Here is a 14,778-nt window from a genome sequence, read left to right as displayed (position 1 = left end):
GTGCGCGCAAAGCCTGCGTGACCTCGGACCCAACTATGCTGCTGGGTCCAACCATGCTGCCGAACTCAACCCTGCTGCGTCAGTGCCGCACCCTCCCGTACCCCGAGGTTCGAATTCGGCGCGGTTTGAATCGGTGTGATCGAAGCAGGAAGCTTGTGACCAGCGCTTTTATCGTGATCAGCCTCGTCGACTCGCCCTCGTCGATGCCGAATTCGAACCTGGGGGACTGGGACGGGACTGGGACGGGACTGGGACGGGACTGGGGTGAGATACGACTGGGTCGGGATGGGTACGAACGCTGGCATTTGTACTGGACTGGCTCTAGAACAGGGGGACGTGTAATTGGGCTCGGGGCCCTAGGACTTGGACTGGGGCAGGGCTCGGGGCTTGTGTCTGGGGCTTGAGGCGCGGGTGGATGCGGTTCGTCACCGGGTGGTGTCGCGGCCGCAGGGAACACGCATAATACAATCGACGCATTGGCAGTGCCGGTGACGCATGCGAACGGAGGTGTTGGCGATGCCGATATTCCTATCAGCGGGCGGGCGCCAACACACACGCATCGGCAGGAAAGCGCGGCGCCCTTTACCTGATCCGCTTGCACTTCGCACCGATCCGAAGACCGCCGCCGGTACGACCAGCGCTGCCGACCCTGACGGTTCTTCCAGCATTACCAGCACAACAAGCGCGGACAGTGCCGAGGGAGGTGAGCAACTCCGAGGTAGCACAGACTCCGAGATGCCGGCCTCCTATCCGCCGCAACCTTGGGATGACCCGACCTGTGAACGGCCTGGTCCATTTCCCCTTCGGCCTGTCTCACCTAAAGAAAGCGATTCGACCGGCAGTGACAGTGCGTACGCGGATCACAAACGCTTCCCGGCGCACACTTCCCATTCGGCAGGTGCAACCATCGCAACGGTGACGACACGCGTGGGAATTTGCCTGCTGGCCAGCATCCTTGTCGCGGTAGCGTTGGCATGGGACAGTCCCACCATCAGTGCGCTGCGTGCACAGGTGGAAAACACGCCAGCAGCCGCGAGCCAGTCGGCCAGTGACGATAACGTCGAGCCGGCGCGAGCAGTCGACGTGACAGCCAACCAGTCGCAATCGGCTGAAAACATGCCCATCGCGCACGACCCGTTCGACCACCCTGCAGTGGCTACAACTGCTGCGAGCTGGCAGGTGATGGATGCCCAAACCGGCGACCTGATCGCGGCCGAACAGATTGATCGCGCCGTCAGTGCTGCCAGTACTCAGAAGCTCTTCACCGTTGAATACGCCGTGAGTAGGCTCTCCCTCGACGATGTTCTCAGTGTCGATGAGGAAACACTTTTGATGCCGCCCGACAACTCCTCACTCGCTGGAATCGTGCCGGGCGAGTACACGTTGCGCGAACTGCTCACGGGGTTGCTGCTGCCCTCAGGCAATGACGCGGCATATGCAATAGCCGTGGGAACCGGCCGCGACCTGCTTAATAATGAACAGGCTGCGCCACAGGACGCCCTCGCTTCCTACGTCGAGGGGCTGGCGCAATTCCTAGCGGACCACGGCTACAACGATACGCACATCTCCGAGCCCTCAGGTCTGAACACCGTTGACCGATCGACTGTGCGGGACGTTTCGCGCGTGGTGACCGCACTCATGACCAAACAGTGGTTCCGCGATATTGTCGCAATGCCCGCAGCGTCAGTTCAGACCTCCACGGGCGAGTATCAATGGAAAAACACGAACTACTTCCTGGACCCCGACAAGCCGCAGTACGATCCGCATGTGTACGGAGTCAAAACCGGCTCAATCCCGGACCTGTTCAACATCGTCACCGCCTATCGAGCAGATAGTTCCGACGAGTATCTTCTTTTCGTCTACGGGTCAGCCACGGATGAGGACCGATACGCGGATACGAGGCTGCTCATTGACACTTTCATCACCGACAAATAGAGCTTCGTCGGCCACCCTCGTCGCTGTTGAGGTGTGCAAAATCGTCATCAGGGCGCGCAGGGGCTACAATCGCGTCTGTGACTGGCGAATCTGAACCCCTCATTCTTGGAATCGAATCGACATGCGACGAAACCGGTGTGGCACTGGTACGCGGAACTGAGCTGCTGATCGACCGCACCGCCACATCGATGGACGAATACGCTCGGTACGGCGGAATCATCCCCGAAATTGCGTCACGCGCACACCTGGAATCTTTCATTCCGACCCTCGACAGTGCATTGCACGAGGGAGGCGCCTCGCTATCCGATGTAGATGCCATTGCCGTCAGTGCAGGTCCAGGACTGGTTGGATCTCTGACAGTGGGAATCTGCGCGGCAAAATCGCTGGCATTGGCACTCGGTAAGCCACTGTACGGAGTCAACCATGTCATCGGGCATATGGCGGTAGACGGGCTGGCTGAAGGTCCTCTGCCGGAGCGCTTTATCGGTCTTGTTGTCTCGGGCGGACACTCCAACATCCTGCTGGTCGAGAACTGGGTCGATGGTGTGCGTGAACTCGGAGGCACACTGGACGACGCTGCAGGTGAGGCTTTTGACAAGGTTGGCCGTCTGCTCGGGCTGCCCTACCCTGGAGGGCCGCACGTGGATCGCCTGTCTCAGCAAGGAGACCGCGACGCCATTCGTTTCCCACGAGGCCTCCACGCCGTTAAAGACAAGGACCGTTACCGCTACGATTTCAGTTTCTCAGGGTTGAAGACCGCAGTCGCCCGATACGTCGAGGGAGAGAAGGCTCGCGGCGCTGAGCTTCGGGCAGAAGATATCTGTGCCGGCTTTTCCGAAGCGGTCAATGACTCGCTGACCGCCAAAACGGTGAGGGCATGCCTCGATACGGGGTGCGACACCATTGTGATCGGCGGAGGTTTCTCAGCCAACTCGCGGCTTCGCCAGCTGATCCAGGAGCGCGCCGAGGGCGCGGGGCTGACTGTGCGTATGCCTCCCATGCGTTTTTGCACTGACAACGGGGCGCAGATCGCGGCACTGGGAGCTCGTCTCGTTGCCGGTGGTGCGGCGCCATCGGACTGGGACTTTTCACCGGATTCTGCGATGCCGTTGACTCAGACGTGGATGGCGCCGACAAACGCCGACATGGCAGTGGTCTCCGAGTACGAATGTTGTTCACCTAACCGGTGATGCGAGGCAGAAGGTCGCCCTCGGCAATGCTGACAGCAGCACGCCGAGAGGCGAAAAACACTACTTCTTGGAGTCTCGGTCCGTGCTCGGAGCACCCTTGGAGCGGGTGTTGAGGAACTCGAGCGGGTTAAGCGGGCGGCCGGCACGCATCTCGGCGAGCAGCAGCTCGGTGACCGCTTCGCGAGAGTTGTGCCGTGCATTCTCAGCGACGATGCGTTGACGCTGGTAGGACGCTCCGAGTTTGAGGATCTTCTCAATACTTGCCAACTCGTCAGCGCATTTGAGGTCTTTCGCCACAGGCTCCAGATCGTTCAGCATGCGAACGACCGTGTCGGTGACCAATTCTTCGTTGCCATGCGCATCCAAAATGAGGATCGCTTCCATCCCGTAACGCGCTGAACGCCACTTGTTCTCAGCGACAAACCACTCCGGCATAGGCTCGATCTGCTCCCCGGCGTCGAGTTTGCGTGAATACCATTCGACCAGGCAGTGTGTCAGTGCTGCAAGGGCTGCGACCTCCGTCGCGTTGGTGGCGGCATCGAAGACGCGGTTCTCCACGGTGCCGAGCTTGGGGGAGGGGCGCACGTCCCAGCGCACCTCATCAAAACCATCGATGATGCCGGTGCGAATCATGTCTGCGGCGTACTTTTCCAGCTGGTCCCACTGTTCGAACTGTTGAGGGATGCCGGCCGTGGGAAGTTGCTGGAAAACCATCGCGCGGTTCGAGGCGTACCCGGTGTCGCGTCCTGACCAGAAGGGCGAGGATGCTGCGAGTGACTGCATATGTCCTAGGCGCGAGGCGAGGGCTGATTGAAGCGGGAGCACTTTGTCTCGCGACTCGACGCCGACGTGGACGTGGATGCCGTACAGGAGCATCTGACGACCCCAGTACTGTGTGCGTTCAACCAGCTCTGCGTAGCGCTCTGAGTCAGTGACGCGCTGGAAAGCTGGAGAGGCGAACGGGTGGGTTCCGGCGCTGCCGAGTTCGATGCGCAGGCGGTCCGTGACCGGTCGGAGAAGCTCGATCGTCTCGGTGATGTCGCGCATGCATTCACCGACCGTGTGCCGGGCTCCGGATGTGATCTCGATGGTGTTGAGCAGCATCTCGCGTTGAATGTGGGGGTGAAGTTTGCCGTCGACCTGAGCTTCGGGTGCGTCCAGAATGGCGTTGGCAGCCTGGCGCAGATCGTTGGAATCCTTGTCAATGAGCTGGAGTTCCCATTCAACGCCAATGGTGGATCGTTCGGACGAGGAGAACGTGAGGTGCATGTTCTCGGCCTTTCGGTGGATGAAACGCGTGGGCGGGTGGTGGCTGGTGCGGCTGGTTTTGGTTGAAGGGATGTCCGTGCGCACCGGCTGTTGTGCTCGCGCTCATGCGAATTAGTAACTGGATCATTGTCTCAGTCTGAAAGGCTGCGCGCGCGACAACTCGGCGAATTTCGTCAATCGCGATCGGGCGCGTGGGTGGGGTCGATGTTGAGCAGCTGGCTGCTTGGCGCGGTTGCGGCAATTGCATTCAGGCAGGGGCTGCTCGCGTTCGGCGACTCCTCGATCCGTTGATACTACGCTTGTTTCTTCTTGCGCCACCTTCCTCCCCATCCCCGAGGTTCGAATTCGACGGGATTTTCGAGGTGAACGAAGAGGGTGGATGGCTGTGACCTGCGGTTTCGTCCGGAAATACCTGAGAATGCGTGAATAACTGCTTCGAATTCGAACCTCGGGGATGAAGTGAAGAGGTCAGTAGGGCAGGAGTGGCAGTTGAAAGACGGCAGTGCGCCCGCTTGTCCACAGGTCTGCCTCGTCGATGGCCGGATTCCACAGATGCTTGCGACCGCTGAGCATCCGTGCCCGTACTCTCGCATACTGGCTCAATCGACGAGGGGGGAGCGGGCAACGCGGCGGCCTCAGAATGCGCGAATGTGAAAGGAAGGGCTCGATGGAGTCAGTCAACGGCGGCCACGGTCCACCAACGCTGCGGTGGGTTGCACGGTACATGGCCAAGACGTCGAGACGGCAGCGCCCGAAGCAGGTAGCGGCAGAAACTGGGCGCTTACTGATTCAGATCGTGCGCGGAATTTACCTGTCGACCGGCGTTTTCGATGGCATTGCAGAGCCGTGGAAAATACGGCGAATCATTGAGCTGTCGCGGATCATTGCAGCTGCCATGACCTACCGAGATGCAGTCGTGATTGGAGAATCGGCTGCACTGGTGCACGGCTTGTATACATATGAACTCAGCGGCGATGTCCATCTGCTGGTGCCCACACGACCTGGAAAAGCTGTTCCGACCATGCGAACGATTCGATTGGAATCGTGCAGGACCCAGGGAGGGGTGATCTACTGGTGGGAGCAGCGCAGTGGCGAATCGGTGACAGCGTCGCTGGCACGCGAAGGTTCGCAGCGGCAGACGGTCCATGTGAAAATGGCGCGGATCCGACGACACTCTTCGCGGTCCTTCATGAGCGAAAGACCGCGTCAGCTGGACCTTCAGATGGGGCGTGCGCTGCCAAGTGGCCACCGTCGCTCGCCTCGGTGCGTGATTTTGCGGTGCACATCGGTGAACGCAACAGCCCTGACGGCAGCTCTCACGGCGCCTCTGCCGTGCGCATTCGCGATGATGTGCGGTGCGCTGAATCGGACGTCGGGGTTCAAGCGGAGCGTCGAGCACCGTTCGCGCAAGCAGGAAGGCCGTGTGCGTGAGACGTGGCTACGAGCGATTCGACAGCTTCCGAAAGGGTTTCGCCGCAGACGCTGGGCCGAGTGGATATGCAGGCATAGTGATGCCGGATGCGAATCAACTGGTGAAGCGGCCCTTATGTGGGTGTTGAAATCTGGCGGCTGTACGGGTCTGACCACCCAAGTACGCTCACCTGCCGATCGACTCGGCGGATGCTTCTACATTGACGTGGCACTCGAAAAAGCCAAAGTCGCCATTGAGTTCGACGGCTATGCCAAGTACGGAGACAACCGCTTTGAAGTATCAGATTCCTATGCTCAGCAAATGCGGCGCCAGCACATCCTCGAAAAACGAGGGTGGATCGTCGTGCGTGTGACCTGGTCGGATCTCTTCCACCCCGACCATGTAATCGGCAAAGTATGGGCCGCTGTGGAGCAACGGTCTCGGCTATACGAGACAGTGAAACGAGGTGGACGCCCCAGGCGTCAGGTGAGCAATGACGCGGTCAGAGCCTAGAGGAATGACGCGGTCAGAACCTAATGAGAAGTGCGGTTTCCTGCATGATCGAGTCGACGGGTGAGGATTGCACGGTGAGTGTCGCCAAGCCGTGTTGCGAAAACGGTCATCTCACCGCCATCCGAGTCGGAAGAAAGCGCCGAGGCTAAAGCGCGCTGCATTGCTCCGGTATCGATTGAAGCACCGCGCTTCTTGATTTCAACCGAGCTGGGGTCGAATTCGCGAAGCGCCTTCTTGATGGCTTTCATGCGCAGAGGAACCACCGAGCACACCTCAAACCGTGTCCACCATTCGGCAGCGGGTAGCGAGTCTGCGGTGAGGTAAGCAATCGAACCGGAAATGAGGTGTGCACCGAATTGCTCGGCCAACGTGGCGATTCCTCCGGACCGGATCACTGCAGGATCGGGCTCAGTGAGCATCGAGCCAAGGACACCGACAGGTGCCTGCGCAACGCGTGCAGCGCAGTTTCCGCGGGCTCCCTCGTCAATCAGCGTCGAAAACACTGTGCCGGAAGCAGCGCTCCGCATGACACAAGCGGAGCGGCCCGCTGGCAGCCCCATCGCGGGGGAGTAGAGCAGTGCTTCGACTAGTTCCCCGTCGACGCTGGTCCACTGCGCATGCCAGGTTGGCGGCAGCGTGGCATGCTCGATTCCCGGAGCAACTTTGATGGCGACACGACCGATTGTCTTGGCCCAGGAAATCGCCTGTGACAAGGGCGGAGACCACTGTTCCGGATCGTAAATGCGTTGCGAACCGCGTGCAGCGCCGGTCCTCCTGGAGGGGTCAACGAAGAGAGCATCCACGCCGTCTGTGCGCAGTGTGTCGATATCGAGCGCTGTCACGTCAGCAACCCGCACGCGTGCAGTGGGGTAACTCGAGAGATTGGCGGTGGCCACGGCTGCGGTCGTTGCGTCCAGTTCGACGGCTTCAACTCCTAATCCCGCTTGGGCGAAGGCTCGCGAATCCGAACCGATCCCGCACCCAAGGTCCGCCACTGCATGCGCCCCTGCCTGTACAAATGCCGCCGCGTGGCGTTCGGCAATGACACCGCGCGTGGCCTGTTCGAGCCCGTCACGAGTAAAAAACATATCGGCTGCTGCTTCACCGAATTTCGCTTTGCCCTGGATTCGTAGGCTCGTCAAAGTCAGTGCCGCTGAGATCAGATCCGGCGCGTATCCTCGGGATCGAAGCTTGGCATTGAGCGTGTTGAGGTGCGGCTGAGCGGTGCGCACGGTGAGGCCTTCAGGCAGGAAACCTGTGATCTCGGAGAGGAGTTTCTTGCCGTCCCCGCTGATCAACTCGCCGAAAACTTGCGATGCATCCGAATAAACCACGCTCCTATCCTGACATGTATAAAGGGCAGAACGAGTGCCGCCCTCGCTGGCGTGGCTCACCAATGCTGGAGCGCGAGACGTTGTTGCCTGTGCGAATGCGCGCTGAGGAGTAAATGTCACTGGCAAATGCGACGAGATACGTGTCTTCCTGGGCTCTGACGTGCCAACTTATGCCGTATTAGGTTGGGTGTAGCGCACTCGCGAATACCCTCAGCTCTTCATCCCCGACGCCCGATCCCGAGGTTCGATCTCAACGACACACCCTGTGGCCCGACGTCCCCCTTAAGTCCCGAGGTTCGATTTCGGTGATCTACGAGGGGGACGTTGCTTCGTGACAAGTCTCTGACCAGCGGATTTATTAAGCCGTGTGTCTGTTGTGCCGATGAAACAGTGCCGAGTTCGAACCTGGGGAACAGGGGGGGAGGAGGGATGGCAAGAGCTGGTCGGTGTGGAGGCAATCCACTGAGATCTGCGCGCCCCAGGCCACGCGCTAGGCCATGGGACACGGTATTTTGGCACTCGGATTGTCAGAGTGCCAACTGAGCTTTAAAATAGATGCATACGTGAAGTTCGGATCCCTATCCAGCTTCGCGCAACAATGAATGTCTCCAGACCCTGGCCCCCGCGACGGCAGGCGTGAGGAGGCGACCATGAACCTGTTCGAATGAGAAAGGGAGTCAACGAAGTGTCGATCTCCATTAAGCCGCTCGAGGATCGTATCGTGATCCGTCAGCTCGAAGCGGAACGTACCACCGCTTCCGGTCTGGTTATTCCTGATACCGCCAAGGAAAAGCCGCAGGAAGGCGAAGTGATCGCCGTGGGTCCGGGCCGCATTGACGACAACGGCAACCGTGTTCCGATGGACGTGAAGGTTGGCGACTCGGTTATCTACAGCCGCTATGGTGGCACCGAGGTCAAGTACGACGGTGAGGAATACCAGATCCTGTCTGCTCGTGACGTGCTGGCAATTGTCGAGCACTGAGCCAACTGACAAGTAAGTGGTGGGGTTCTGCAGCTGAGCTGCAGGACCCCACCACTGTTTTAAAGCATGTATCAGATTGACCTGTAAGGCGTGTGTCTAAGCGGGACTTTCAGGTAGGCACCGACCTTATCCGGGAGATAGGCAGCCGATTTCCTCCAAGAGACCGGCATGCCAGCGACCTGATCAGGACACGCGGCGACGTTTACGCTGGACGATCTCGCGACGTTCCTCTTCGGTCATGCCACCCCAAATACCATAGGGTTCCTGAGAAGCAAGTGCGTGCTGTCGGCACTGCTCGATGACGGGACAGGTAGCGCACACTGCTTTCGCGTTTGCTGCGCGACGCCGCCTGGCAGCACCACGCTCACCTTCGGGATGGAAGAACATCTCGGTGTCCATGTCTCGGCACGCACCGTCGTACTGCCATTCCCACACGTCCATCATTGGGCCTGGTAGGCGTGACACATCGGTCATTAGAGCTCCTCACTGACTTTTAGCGCATAGGTTCTCAGGGGAAACGGAAGAGTGTTTCTGAGTCCGCTGATGCGGCTTTGATGAAAGGCAATAGCGTCGGGTCCGAGCGAAGTGTTCGGATCTTGAGCTGTTCCCGTTATCGCCACGAGTTAAGACTATATTTTTGTGCAGCTCTTATTCAAGACCGTCTGGAAAATTCCATGCGAATTCCCAGCTGTTCACGCTAAGAGCTGAACGATCCGAGGGGCCCGCGCCTATTCGTAGCCATTCGTTGAATAGAAATTGCGTAAGTAGTGAATAAGTTTCCGGTGGCAGGAAGGCGAGGGTGGGGCGAGAATCAGAGCTGAGGGCCGAGGCGAAGTGTGCTGAGCGCCTCGAGAACCAAAGGAGAGGGGCCGTGAGCATCTCGAACGGTGGCGAATTTGACTTCTCACACGCCCCACTGGCAACACCCACACTGCCACTGTCAACGAGCCAGCCACCCGAAATAGGCCCCGTCCCGCTCACCGTGACAGCTGTTGCCGAACGTCTGGGAATCTCCCCGTCGACGGTACGAACATGGGAACGCCGCTACGGAATGGGCCCACGCCGACGCGCAGGTGCTCACCGTCGCTATTTTGCAGATGACATCATGCGGCTGACCCGAATGGTCGAGCTGGTCCGCTCAGGAGTTGCTCCATCTGACGCAGCGGCAACGGTGCGTGAGCTTTCAGCCCGAGACCTGGCAGCGGCGGCGCCCGCGGCGCCACCCTCGTCCCCCGACCAGCTCCTTGATGCCGTGCAACGAGATGATTTCGCGGAGGTTGCCCGGCTGGTCGAAGCGTCAGTGGCGACGCACGGACTGATCCACACCTACACTGACTTCGTCGAACCAGTCACCGAAACGCTTCGTAACGACCCGGCCGGCGAAACCCCCGGCGGCGCATCCTCACTGATGTTGACAGCGATCGTGCTGCGCGTGCTACGAGCCCTCGCTCCGCATGCTGGCAAAGTCTGCCACAGTGACGAGGGCGGCCCACGTGACCGTGATGGGAAGACTCACATGCACGACGCTGCGAATGATGCTGTAGCACGCGATCATGACTCCGCACGATCCGCCGGCATGAACGCGCAGAGCGCCTGGTGCCATCACCGTCTGGTCATTATGGCTGATCCTGCGAACTTCATTGCCGCGCATATGGTTGGGGTGGATGTGCAATGGAGAGGCCTGCCAACCTCTATTTTGCTCACCGGATTGTCGGACGCAGCCAGCGCCGTACGGCAATTTGAGAGGCATCGGCGCGAACTGGGCTGCTCTGTCGTGATCGTCATGGGCAAAGGATCAGGGGCGCAGGAGCTAATAGAGCAGCTCACGCGCATAGACGATCTGCATATCGTGCTGGTGGGAGAACGCGCCCCCCACATTGTTGATGCGCGCATTCAGCGCGTGCGCACACTGAGCGCATGCGTCGACGAGACGGTGGCTTTGATGCGCGAATTGTGCCGCACGCCATGAGCTCGACGGCCGACCGTATTAGGCTGTCATGTAGCTATGGCCGAGGGCGGTGAACGCCCGCACCGTCATAACCGATAGTCAACCGCACCCGACTCGAAGAAGAACCGCAATGGAAATGCCCTGGTCCAACACCGATCTCATGGTCGGTTTCGATGAAGAATTTGACGCGATTGTCGACTTTGCACGCGCGAGCCGCGTAGATGGCGGATTCGGCTATCTGGATGCGGACGGAGTTGTTGACCCGACCCGGCCGATTGAACTGTGGATCACGTGCCGGATGACACACGTGTTCGCCATGGCCGCGCTCAAAGGTGATGACAGTGCGCGCGAATTTGTCGAGCACGGTGTCGCGTCGTTGCTTGGCCCCCTGCACGATGATGAGCACGGCGGCTGGTACTCAGCGATCACGCCTGACACACACGAAGTTGCCCTCGACAAGAAAGAAGCTTATGCGCACGCTTTCGTCGTTTTGGCGGCAACCTCCGCGCTGGCAGCGGGGATCCCGCAGGCTAACGAACTTTTGGATGAGGCGCTGCGGGTCGAAGAGCGTTACTGGTGGGAACCGGAATTTGGCCGCGTATGCGAATCGTGGGACCTGGCGTTCACTCGAAAAGAGGACTACCGCGGCATCAACGCCAATATGCATACCACCGAGTGCTTCCTGTCTGCTTGGGATGCGACAGGGGATCGCAAGTGGCTTGACCGCGCACGCGGAATCATCCGCTTCGTCTACGACCAGGCTTCCCAGCACGAGTGGCGAATCCCGGAGCACTTCTCAGCGAACTGGCGCATTATCCCGGATTACAACCGTGATGAGCCGGCCCACCCCTTCCGGCCCTTTGGCGTGACGCCTGGTCACGGCCTGGAGTGGGCTCGCCTGTTTGTCCAGGCGCATGCTGCACTGGCGCAGGAGGGCGAACCAGGCGACGACATCGCGTGGATGACCGAGGGCGCAGTACGCCTGTTTGAGCGCGCCGTGGCTGATGGATGGGACGTAGACGGCGCTCCCGGCTTCGTCTACACCACCGATTTCGAGGGTACGCCGGTTGTGCGTGAGCGCATGCACTGGGTGATGTGCGAAGCGATTTCCGCTGCTGTCGCGATTGCCCCCTTCTTGTCCGAGCATCCAGCCGGCAAGTCGCATGCTGGTAACGACAAGGGTGGTGCGCGCAGTCAAAATGATTTACGAGGTGAGGGTGACCTGCGCGATGAGTCGGCTCCGACGATTACCACGCGCAGCCTTCAGGAACTGTATGCGCAGTGGGTGGCGTACGTGGATGAATACCTGCGAGAAGCTCCCGGCCGCTGGTATCACGAGCTGACACCGGACAATGCTCCCGGAACACGCACATGGCCCGGGAAGCCGGATGCATATCACGTGGCTCAGATGCTGATTTTTGCGCGTCTGCCTCTCACACCGACGTTCGCTTCGGCTATCAAGGATGGGTTGCTCGCACCGCTGGATCGCTGATTGTTCTGCGGTGGAGACGCGCAACGGCTCCCTCGTCTGTGCTGCTGACCTGGCGGCGCGACCGGCCCCCTCGTACCTGTGCGTCTGCTCTGCGCATGCCCGAGCTGATCCCGGGGAGCTGCGACGTGTGCACAGAGCAGCCCCGGCTGATCCGCACACACCCGCGCTGATCCGTGACCATTTTCATTGTCATCGAGGGCGATTCGTCGTCCCGATTTGCCTACACTTTGGATATGGCAGACTTTAACGCACATAACCCGTTCGAACTCGTTGGTCTTACATACGACGATGTCCTGCTTCTTCCCGAACTGACAAATGTTGTCCCATCCTCTGTGACAACCCGAGCGCAGCTCACGAAGAGGATCTCCCTCCATATTCCGTTGATCTCGGCCGCGATGGATACCGTCACCGAAGCGCGCATGGCGATCGCGATGGCTCGGCAAGGCGGCATCGGCATCCTGCATCGCAACCTGACGATCGAGGATCAAGTCTCGCAAGTGCGGCAAGTCAAGCGCTCGGAATCGGGTATGGTGGAAGACCCCGTGACAGTGGGGCCCGACGCCACGATTGACGAGCTCGACAAGAAGTGCGGCCATTACCGCGTGTCCGGTCTGCCGGTTGTGGATGACGACAATGTTGTGGTCGGCATTATCACCAACCGTGACCTGCGTTTTGTGCCGATGGATCAGTGGTCGACGTTGACAGTACGCGACTGCATGACACCGCGTGAGCGCCTCATCACCGGCAAGGTTGGAATCTCGCGTGAGGACGCCAAGCAGCTGCTGGCTGATCATCGAATCGAGAAGCTTCCGCTCGTTGACGACGAAGGCCACCTGACCGGCTTGATTACGGTGAAAGACTTCGTCAAGACCGAACAGTACCCGAATGCGACGAAGGACGATCGTGGCCGGCTGGTTGTGGGCGCTGCGATTGGTTTCTGGGGCGACGCGTGGGATCGCGCGGTGGCTCTGGCTGAAGCCGGTGTTGATGTGCTGGTTGTTGACACCGCCAATGGTGGAGCCGAACTCGAACTTGAGATGGTGCACCGTATCAAGTCAGACTCTCGTTTCGACGGCGTGGATGTGATCGGCGGAAACGTTGCGACCACCGAAGGAGCTCAGGCTCTGATTGACGCAGGTGTGGACGCTGTCAAGGTGGGCGTTGGCCCCGGTTCGATCTGCACTACCCGTGTGGTGGCAGGCGTGGGCGTTCCTCAGGTCACCGCGATCCACCTCGCTGCACAGGCCTGCCGCCCAGCTGGAGTTCCGCTCATTGCCGATGGCGGTCTTCAGTACTCAGGCGATATCGGTAAGGCGCTGGTAGCGGGAGCTGACACGGTCATGCTTGGTTCCCTGCTTGCCGGTTGCGAGGAGTCGCCCGGTGAGCTGGTCTTCACAAACGGTAAGCAGTACAAGCGTTACCGCGGCATGGGCTCTCTTGGAGCAATGAGTTCGCGCGGCAAACGTTCCTACTCGAAGGACCGCTACTTCCAGGCCGATGTGACATCTGATGATCAGATTGTGCCCGAAGGTATTGAGGGACAGGTGCCGTACACCGGTTCACTCGCCGCGGTCGTCTACCAGCTGATCGGTGGCCTGCACCAAACCATGTTCTACCTGGGTGCTCATACGTTGGACGACTTGAAGCAGAACGGACGTTTCGTGCGTATCACCTCCGCCGGCCTGCGTGAATCTCACCCGCACGACGTGGAAATGACCACTGAGGCGCCGAACTATCACGGAGCCGGAAAGTAGTTTTACCTGGTCGCGCACCGACGCAGCTATTGCGTACCGTGCTGCGTTGCGCGCGTGAAGGGGTGCCTGTCCGCGCACCGACGCGACAGTGCCTGGGCCACCCTCGTCCATTCGTCATGAGATGAGCGACGAGGGTGGCTCTCGCTTGTCTATATCGTACGTGCTCATGGGCAGCGCTGGATGATATCTGGTCGTAGAAGGGCGGGCGGCTGTAAGCTCGGTATAACGTCCTATGAGAGGCGTTTTTCCGCGTAGAGATCAGCCAAAGGAGCTCATGATGACCACGCACGACACCTTCGTTCTTCGACGTAATGCTGATATGCAGCGCGAGGCGCGCGAACACATGCGGGACGGCGCAGGCACGGTGCACCTGACTCACATTTTGAAGCCTGAGGAGATGTTTGGGCGTGGCCGGATGTTCTCCGAGATCACGCTGCAGCCGGGTGAGTCGATCGGAGTGCATGACCATCAGGGTGAGTCCGAGTTCTACTACATTCTGGCTGGGCGCGGGACGTATGCGGTTGATGATGAGACGTTTGAGGTCGCGGCCGGCGATCTGACTGTTGTGCCTGATCATCATCGACATGGCATCGAGAACACCGGTGATGAGCCGCTTGTGTTCATTGCGCTGATCCTTTTCACCGACGACCACGAGTAAGGCACGCGCGGGAGAAATATAAAGGTCGGGTTAGACCGGCGCGTTGCAGGCCGGAAAAGGCCGGCACGGGATAGACACAGGCCGAGCAAGACTGGCGCGGGAAGGACGCAGGCGCGACAATACCTGCACGGGAAAGGCGCGGGCCGAACAATACCTGCACGGCCGGATATCTCATGCGCATCCCCTTTTTCTTTTCGTCCCCGAGGTTCGATTTGGCGTGGCGGTAGGTTCGTTGTGAGGCTGTGGGCGGTGCGTGTGGTTGGGTGGGTGGGCTTGTGACCTGTGGGAATGC

General features: G+C 59.8%; 11 protein-coding genes. 8 read left to right on the top strand and 3 right to left on the bottom strand.

The genetic code is table 11. From position 1 onward, the window contains the following. Positions 1–516 precede the first annotated feature (516 nt). Together AC1EJZ_RS09660 and tsaD are read left to right on the top strand one after the other, a co-directional pair. Positions 517–1,935: a D-alanyl-D-alanine carboxypeptidase family protein gene (locus tag AC1EJZ_RS09660; protein ID WP_157886382.1), complete on the top strand. Its 1,419-nt coding sequence runs from the start codon at positions 517–519 to the stop codon at positions 1,933–1,935. A 77-nt stretch (positions 1,936–2,012) separates the two neighbouring features. Then, entirely contained in the window at positions 2,013–3,125 is a 1,113-nt protein-coding gene (gene tsaD / locus AC1EJZ_RS09655; RefSeq protein WP_480294745.1) for a tRNA (adenosine(37)-N6)-threonylcarbamoyltransferase complex transferase subunit TsaD, read from the top strand. Between the two features lie 60 nt (positions 3,126–3,185). On the opposite strand, the gene AC1EJZ_RS09650 is transcribed toward tsaD, so the two are convergent. Beyond that, the gene (locus tag AC1EJZ_RS09650) at positions 3,186–4,394 is read right to left on the bottom strand and encodes a glutamate--cysteine ligase (protein ID WP_070726989.1); all 1,209 of its coding nucleotides are present in this window, start codon (positions 4,392–4,394) and stop codon (positions 3,186–3,188) included. Between the two features lie 667 nt (positions 4,395–5,061). On the opposite strand from AC1EJZ_RS09650, the gene AC1EJZ_RS09645 reads away from it, so the two are divergent. Then, the gene (locus tag AC1EJZ_RS09645; RefSeq protein WP_480294744.1) at positions 5,062–6,318 is read left to right on the top strand and encodes a hypothetical protein; all 1,257 of its coding nucleotides are present in this window, start codon (positions 5,062–5,064) and stop codon (positions 6,316–6,318) included. 20 nt (positions 6,319–6,338) lie between these two features. On the opposite strand, the gene AC1EJZ_RS09640 is transcribed toward AC1EJZ_RS09645, so the two are convergent. After that, positions 6,339–7,652 carry a class I SAM-dependent methyltransferase gene (locus AC1EJZ_RS09640; RefSeq protein ID WP_480294742.1) on the bottom strand — a complete coding sequence of 438 codons (1,314 nt, stop codon included), beginning with the start codon at positions 7,650–7,652 and terminating at the stop codon, positions 6,339–6,341. Positions 7,653–8,337: 685 nt separating this feature from the next. Here AC1EJZ_RS09640 and groES point away from each other — a divergent pair. Then, complete coding sequence (groES, locus tag AC1EJZ_RS09635; RefSeq protein ID WP_058237849.1) at positions 8,338–8,634, top strand: co-chaperone GroES; 297 nt, start codon at positions 8,338–8,340, stop codon at positions 8,632–8,634. A gap of 183 nt (positions 8,635–8,817) precedes the next feature. On the opposite strand, the gene AC1EJZ_RS09630 is transcribed toward groES, so the two are convergent. Next, complete coding sequence (locus AC1EJZ_RS09630) at positions 8,818–9,108, bottom strand: WhiB family transcriptional regulator (RefSeq protein ID WP_058237120.1); 291 nt, start codon at positions 9,106–9,108, stop codon at positions 8,818–8,820. 397 nt (positions 9,109–9,505) lie between these two features. On the opposite strand from AC1EJZ_RS09630, the gene AC1EJZ_RS09625 reads away from it, so the two are divergent. The 4 genes from AC1EJZ_RS09625 to AC1EJZ_RS09610 all read left to right on the top strand — a co-directional run bounded on the left by AC1EJZ_RS09625 (position 9,506) and on the right by AC1EJZ_RS09610 (position 14,486). Further along, positions 9,506–10,603, top strand: coding sequence for a MerR family transcriptional regulator (locus AC1EJZ_RS09625; protein WP_480294740.1), 1,098 nt, complete (start codon positions 9,506–9,508; stop codon positions 10,601–10,603). A gap of 109 nt (positions 10,604–10,712) precedes the next feature. Continuing rightward, entirely contained in the window at positions 10,713–12,074 is a 1,362-nt protein-coding gene (locus tag AC1EJZ_RS09620; protein WP_074026199.1) for an AGE family epimerase/isomerase, read from the top strand. A gap of 233 nt (positions 12,075–12,307) precedes the next feature. Continuing rightward, the gene (guaB, locus tag AC1EJZ_RS09615) at positions 12,308–13,828 is read left to right on the top strand and encodes an IMP dehydrogenase (protein ID WP_092649129.1); all 1,521 of its coding nucleotides are present in this window, start codon (positions 12,308–12,310) and stop codon (positions 13,826–13,828) included. 274 nt (positions 13,829–14,102) lie between these two features. Continuing rightward, positions 14,103–14,486: a cupin domain-containing protein gene (locus AC1EJZ_RS09610; protein WP_307876266.1), complete on the top strand. Its 384-nt coding sequence runs from the start codon at positions 14,103–14,105 to the stop codon at positions 14,484–14,486. Positions 14,487–14,778 lie beyond the last annotated feature (292 nt).

The sequence above is a fragment of the Pauljensenia sp. C0170B5 genome (genome assembly GCF_056590195.1).
The sequence above is the reverse complement of the archived record's forward strand: the minus strand, read 5'-3'. Positions and strand labels throughout refer to the sequence as shown.

What these genes read in the sequence shown, in the direction of transcription:
- AC1EJZ_RS09660 (WP_157886382.1), top strand. Translation starts at nt 517, where the DNA reads ATGCCGATATTCCTATCAGCGGGCGGGCGCCAACACACACGCATCGGC.
- AC1EJZ_RS09650 (WP_070726989.1), bottom strand. Translation starts at nt 4,394, where the DNA reads ATGCACCTCACGTTCTCCTCGTCCGAACGATCCACCATTGGCGTTGAA.
- AC1EJZ_RS09645 (WP_480294744.1), top strand. Translation starts at nt 5,062, where the DNA reads ATGGAGTCAGTCAACGGCGGCCACGGTCCACCAACGCTGCGGTGGGTT.
- AC1EJZ_RS09630 (WP_058237120.1), bottom strand. Translation starts at nt 9,108, where the DNA reads ATGACCGATGTGTCACGCCTACCAGGCCCAATGATGGACGTGTGGGAA.
- AC1EJZ_RS09620 (WP_074026199.1), top strand. Translation starts at nt 10,713, where the DNA reads ATGGAAATGCCCTGGTCCAACACCGATCTCATGGTCGGTTTCGATGAA.
- guaB (WP_092649129.1), top strand. Translation starts at nt 12,308, where the DNA reads ATGGCAGACTTTAACGCACATAACCCGTTCGAACTCGTTGGTCTTACA.
- AC1EJZ_RS09610 (WP_307876266.1), top strand. Translation starts at nt 14,103, where the DNA reads ATGATGACCACGCACGACACCTTCGTTCTTCGACGTAATGCTGATATG.